Annotated in this window: 5 protein-coding genes; 1 reads left to right on the forward strand and 4 read right to left on the reverse strand. The window is 45.0% G+C overall.

Annotated features, from left to right (window positions below):
- A partial coding sequence (gene flaJ / locus A4E24_RS08625; protein ID WP_292352879.1) for an archaellar assembly protein FlaJ occupies positions 1–1,576 on the forward strand: 1,576 nt, incomplete at its 5' end.
- A 27-nt stretch (positions 1,577–1,603) separates the two neighbouring features.
- Here flaJ and A4E24_RS08630 read toward each other — a convergent pair.
- The 4 genes from A4E24_RS08630 to A4E24_RS08645 form a co-directional block, all read right to left on the reverse strand.
- Positions 1,604–2,602 (reverse strand): isocitrate/isopropylmalate family dehydrogenase, encoded by a 999-nt coding sequence (locus A4E24_RS08630; protein ID WP_292352880.1) that lies wholly within the window; start codon positions 2,600–2,602, stop codon positions 1,604–1,606.
- The gene (locus A4E24_RS08635; RefSeq protein ID WP_292352881.1) at positions 2,599–3,465 is read right to left on the reverse strand and encodes a hypothetical protein; all 867 of its coding nucleotides are present in this window, start codon (positions 3,463–3,465) and stop codon (positions 2,599–2,601) included. The genes A4E24_RS08630 and A4E24_RS08635 overlap by 4 nt, the downstream gene beginning before the upstream one ends.
- Before the next feature lie 8 nt (positions 3,466–3,473).
- Positions 3,474–3,962 (reverse strand): 3-isopropylmalate dehydratase small subunit, encoded by a 489-nt coding sequence (locus tag A4E24_RS08640; protein ID WP_292352882.1) that lies wholly within the window; start codon positions 3,960–3,962, stop codon positions 3,474–3,476.
- Positions 3,963–4,012: 50 nt separating this feature from the next.
- On the reverse strand, positions 4,013–6,148 hold a 2,136-nt coding region (locus tag A4E24_RS08645), incomplete at its 5' end, for an oligosaccharyl transferase, archaeosortase A system-associated (RefSeq protein ID WP_292352883.1).

Consider the following 6,148-nt stretch of genomic DNA (forward strand, 5'->3'; position numbering starts at 1 on the left):
ATTCGGTTTTATCTTTTCATTTTTACTTTATGCAGCACTACCCACTTTATTCGAGGGAACCGCCAAGGTTATTCCCATCATGATCCCTGTAATTTGCATCCTCTTTGCAGTATATTACCCGCTTTCCGTCTATGGGGGGCAGGCATCCCGAATTGATAACAACATGCATTATTATATCACTCAAATGGGCTCCATTGCCACCGCTGAAACTCCACGGCTTGATATAATAAGGATCGTTTCTGATAACCAGGAATATAAGGAGCTAGCTACTGAAACAAAAAAGATCTACAATCTTGTTACTGTATGGAATATGAGCCTTGCTGAAGCATGCAGGTTCATTTCCAAGAGAACCCCATCTGTTATATTCGAGGACTTTCTGGACAGATTCGCTCATGGTTTACAGTCAGGAGAGAATATAAAAGCATTTCTTTTTGCGGAGCAGAATGTTGTCATGAACGAATATGAATCCATGTACAACAGTGCTATGTATAATGTTGAGATCATCAAGGAACTCTTCGTTTCATTGGTGATGTCTCTTATATTCCTTGCATCGTTCGCTGTTATCATGCCGGTGATAACAGGCATGGATGCAATACTTCTCATGTCAATGGTGGTAGTAACGTTCATAATAACAGATGTTGTGATGCTTCTGTTCACAAAAGGCAAGGTGCCGAAGGACCCCCTGTGGAGCAAATCTCACATAATTCCTGACTATAAGCTCAAATTATACCGTTCAATCCCTATTTCTATAGGAGCATGTATTCTTGTTACTATTGCTGTTCTGCTTTACGGAAAAATTGTGACACCCATCGCTATTGCACTTTGCTTGACCCCTCTTATATACACCGGAAGGGTGTGCCGCAAGATCGAAAAAAGCATCCGGCGCAGGGATGAAAATTTTCCTGCCTTTATCAGGTCTCTTGGAAGTTCGGCAGGTGCCAGGGGTGGAGTGATAGATGAAGCATTGAAAGCATTGCGTATCCATGATTTTGGCCCTCTTACAAAAGATGTGAACGAGCTGTACAAGAGACTAAACACCAGGATCGATAAGTTCAAATCATGGGAGTTCTTTTCCGCAAATACGGGCAGCCATCTTATTCAGAGGTTCTGTGTAATGTTCGTTGAGTCAACTAACCTTGGAGGCAAGCCCGAGATCATAGGCGATATCATAGCTACGAATTTCCACAGGATAGTCACTCTAAGAAAAAAGAGGGTTCAATCTGCATCGAGCCTTGTGGGAGTATTTTACGGTCTTACTGCCGGAATTGGTTTTACGATGTACATCTCCGTGGGTGTGATCGACCTGATGCAGAGTATGTTCGCCAGTGTGGAAATGCCTGCGGGGATGTCCATGGGCATGGTGATCTACACGAATATAGGAGACGTTGAAGTATTGTCTTTGATGGTATTGCTCATCATGATAGCACACTCTCTGATGTCTGCACTTCTGATCAGGGTTGTGGACGGGGGCCATCTCCTCAGTGCTACCATCGACTTTGTGATAATGGTGTGGATATCAGGCATCACTGCTGTGGTCACGAAGGCTTCCATATGGTCGCTTTTGGGTATGGGTTGACAGAAGCGTAACTGGAAAGCCGTATCTTCAGCCAATAAGTTGTCGAACACGGTCTGCAATGGCCTCTCCCACTTCTTTTGTGGTGGCCTTGCCTCCAAGATCGGATGTGACCATTTTTTTGTTCATGGTGTATTCTATGGCATCCTGTACCACTTTTGCCTGCTCTGTCAATTCATACCATTCAAGCATCATCTTCATGCTCAGAATAGCAGCAATGGGGTTAGCGATACCTTTTCCGGCTATGTCAGGAGCACTTCCGTGTACGGGTTCAAAGAACGCATGTTCTTTTCCGATGTTCGCACTTGGCACCAGTCCAAGCCCGCCAACCAGGGCAGCAGCCATATCGCTAAGTATATCTCCGAACAGGTTCGTGGTCACTATGACATCGTATCTGTTAGGGTGTACGATAAGGTTGTAGGCCATGGAATCTACCAGAGTGTCATGATATTCTACATGATGGGAAGAGGCTGTTTCCCTACACACATCCAGGAACAACCTGTCAGATTTAAGTACGTTGGACTTATGGACTATCTCCAAACGATGCTGCCTGCTTTTTGCAAGCTTGCATGCATAATCGGCTATCCTTGCCGAGCCTTTGCGGGTAATGACCCTCTTAGTATATGCTACATCTTCATGTATCTCTTCTATGCCGGAGTACATGCCTTCTGTGTTCTCCCGCACTATCACCAGGTTGAAATCATTTCTTCCCGTGACACCCATGATCCCATGTATAGGTTTTATGGGGCGGATATTGGCATACATATCAAGCTCCTTGCGTATTGTGAGGAGCACGCTCTTATAAGCAGGGTCAGATGGTGTTGTAATAGCTCCAAACAGAATACAGTCGCATTCCTTTAGGGTCTCGAGGTCATCATCTGTGATAGCATAGCCTGTCCTTTCCCATTTGCCATATCCAAGTTCCACAGGTACCTTTTCCAAAGGCAGGGCAAGGGCATCAAGGACATCTATAGCTGCAGGTATTACCTCTTTGCCTATCCCATCTCCTTCCACCACTGCAATTTTCATTTGCTTTCACCTTTTTCTTTACGGATCTGCTGTACAAGTTCCCTTATTGTTAAGGCTACCTGGAACTCGGAGGCTCCCCAGTGGACCACAGCTCCTCTGACCCCGTTTATTGTAGCAAGGCCCGATCTTTCGGATAGGCAGCACCGTGTCACAAAGGGGCCTTGAGGCGTGTAAATATCAGAACGGAAGGGGCAAATGTTTATGAAATCATATTTAAGGCCAGGGAACCTTGATTCGAAGAGTTTTCTGGATATCTCGCAACCTACAAGCAGCGATCCGTCTTCAGTAATAATATCAGAGTCGAGGCATTTTCCTTCAAGCCCTGAGGAAGAACATGGGAATACGGTCCTTTCTCCTTCGAACTGCCTGAGGTCCTTCATATTCTCTTTGAACCGTATACTTAGATCCCCAAAGATGCCGCTTGCTTCAAGCCTTCTTACCATCAGGCTAAGCCAGGAGGGTTCAGGCGGGACCACATCCACGATTTCAAGATCGATCATTTCAGAGATGTCGGGATCATGCACAAACGTCACATGCTTATCAAGACCGGTGAAGATAACTGTATTTACATTTGCTTCACAAAGTTCTGCAGCTTTCTCTATAAGAAGCCTTCTATCTTTGATATTTAATTCTTTATCGTATTTTATAACCTGTTCTCCAGAGGCAATGAGTTCGACCTTTGTGACCTTTCTTAAGAGTTCCTCTCCGGTATGTTCTACCCGATATATGGCATATTCATTACCAATATCCGTGAGCTGCTCTACTATCAAATAACGGCTAAGGAAATATACCGGCTCTTTATGTGCATCATCCGGATGGATCCTTGTAACTCCCACGTACTTGTACTCTTCAGGGAATATCATTACAACCTCTATTTTTTCCCCTGCATTGCCCTGCGGTGGGGTACAAGTCCTCCGTCACTGAGTATTTCCAGAAGGAAATCGGGCAGTTTATTGCCCGTGTATTCTTTCCCGTTAGCAGTGACCTTTCCGTTTTCAAGATCAACTTCTATTTCATCACCTTCGTGGCACTGTATATTGGCTTCCATGAGAGGAAGGCCAACATTTATGGCGTTGCGGAAGAATATCCTTCCAAAGGACTTGGCCACAACACAGGCCACTCCTGCATATTTAAGTGCTAGTGCGGCCTGTTCTCTTGAAGAGCCGCAACCGAAGTTATTACCCCCGACCACTATATCCCCAGGCTTTACCTTTTTAGAAAAATCAGGGTCTATCCCTTCCATCGCATGATCAGCAAAGACCTGCATATCCGTAGTACGGAGGTATTTCCCAGGTATTATGACATCTGTGTCGATGTCATCTCCAAAGACCCATGTTCTTCCTTTGATGATCTTCTCCATATGTTTCACCTTAAGCTGGATACTCAGTTGTTATTTGTATATCCGGGAGTTCACACCTCTATCGTATTACCCTGAAGCACATCGGTTTCTGTGACCTTTACTTCTTCCACCACACTGCCATAGCTGATCTGGTATGGCTTTGTGGGTGATACATCAAATTGGGTCTGTCCGGAGACAGGGCCTTCTGTTGAATAAGGAACTGTGAATGCATACGTCCCATTTGATGTTGCTGTCTGTGAATATGTGAACGACCGGCCCTGGCTGGTGCTGATCGTCGTACTGATGGTCACACTCTCTCCGGCAGGCGCAGTTCCCGTGATCGTGGCACCCTCTACGTATTCGAATATCTTCACATAACCCGTATTATCTTCTTTGATGTTCCCGCCCAGAAGGACGTTGTATACATTCTTATATCCGATTTCCTGACCCTGCGTGCTGGTGCCGGGAGATTCATGGACCATGCGGTAATGCTTAAGACCATTGCCGTCAAAAATATGCAGCTTTGCTTCCATGGAGTTGAAGTAACGCTCATAAGGAACGGTCACTACTCCCTGATCGGTTTGCACAGCCGTATAATAATTGTCAGTATCCAGTGTCCAGGAGGCCATTGCGTAGAACTTCCCGGTGGCCATTTCCACATCTGATACTATGTATCTGGATCCCATCTTATCGGGGTAAGGATGGATGGCTTCAAGAACTGCAGTTGCTTCTTCCTCGGAAGGAGCTGTAAAGAATGTGGATGCTCCTGGCTTATTCTCTTCTTCGATACTATTTCTTCTCCCACCAATGCCTTGCTGGAAAGGATTGGCATTTGGAAGTCGCCGTGCAATGGTCTCTATCTCATGACCATAGTCCCACCAGGACATCACGCCATAAACTGTATCCGGGTAATCGAATAGCTTCCCTTTCTCCGGTGCATCGTATATCTTAAGGAAGTCAATGCCTGGATCAGGAGTATTGGCTTCCATCCAGAAGAGTGCCTCAAGCCAGTAATCGTTAGCCCCACTGGTATACTGTGACTGCTGCATTGCAAGGCCGTAACTTGGATATGCCACCAGCAACAGCAGAAGAAGAATGGTTAATACATGGATAATTCTAATATTCTTACTCAAACATCCTGGAAGTTCCCTGATGGAGTTCATTTTGTCGTAACAGGCATCTTCTATCTTCTTCCATCCAGTCATGTCAAGGACCTTCGCTGCAAAATATCCGGACAGCACTACAACATTTATAGAGTAGTAATATGCAAAGCGGTTCTGTCCGTATATGGCAAGCAGCATGATGAAGGCCCATACAAGGATGAGTAGTTCTTCCGGTTTTTTGTCTTTCCAGATGCTGAAGGCCAACATTACCATTGCGATCAATGATAAAAAGAAACCCGTGGCGAAGTTGTACCAGACTGAGCTGAGGGTGAATACTCCACCGTGGTAGAAGATGGATGAGACTTCTCCGATGGTGTTGAAGCCACCGGTCTTTGCAGAGAAGATAGTTGCAGATATTCCCGCAATTGAACCAAATATTGAAGGTGCGATCATTCTCATAGCCAGAAGCCCGGTCATTAATGTAGCGATCAATACTATCGGGTAATATGCAGTTCTAAGTCTTTTATCATTGAGAACTTTGTGGACAATGCTCATGTATAAAAAGGCAAAAATAGCTGCAAATGCTGTTGCAACATGGAACCATGAATATATATAGGCACTGAATCCCATATCGGGATTTATAAATGGGGCAACGGGTAGCAGTCCCGCAATAAAGGTAATGATTCCTATTATTCCCAAGTATTCAGTCGATCTATTGTTAAGGTGATCTAAAGTAGATTGTACTGCTCCAAATATAACAATGATCATCCCGAACATCGGGGCACCCGGCCAGGTAAGTTGATAGGCTGCATACATAAGTCCTGCAAGTATTGCAAATATTATTGGCCGGGTGGCTTCTTTGTTCTTGTTCTGCAGCATCTTTAAAGAAAGGTTCCTCTTTTTTGCTTCGATCAATGCGATCAAGAAGAACAACATCAGTAATGAGCTGAACAAAGTTTCTGCCACGTGGTGGTCCGTAAAGATGATGGTTGAACGGCTAAGGAATTGCCCAGGGGCGATAGCTATAAGAAAAGCCGCAATAACGCCCGTTTTCCTATCCTTTAGGTACTTGCCGATGTAGTATACGGGTATTACCGTAAGGGC

Source organism: Methanomethylovorans sp. PtaU1.Bin093 (genome assembly GCF_002067275.1).
Lineage (GTDB): Archaea > Halobacteriota > Methanosarcinia > Methanosarcinales > Methanosarcinaceae > Methanomethylovorans.

Excerpts from the sequence above, each read along its gene's own strand:
- A4E24_RS08630 (WP_292352880.1), bottom strand. The coding sequence starts at position 2,602 with ATGAAAATTGCAGTGGTGGAAGGAGATGGGATAGGCAAAGAGGTAATA.
- A4E24_RS08635 (WP_292352881.1), bottom strand. The coding sequence starts at position 3,465 with ATGATATTCCCTGAAGAGTACAAGTACGTGGGAGTTACAAGGATCCAT.
- A4E24_RS08640 (WP_292352882.1), bottom strand. The coding sequence starts at position 3,962 with ATGGAGAAGATCATCAAAGGAAGAACATGGGTCTTTGGAGATGACATC.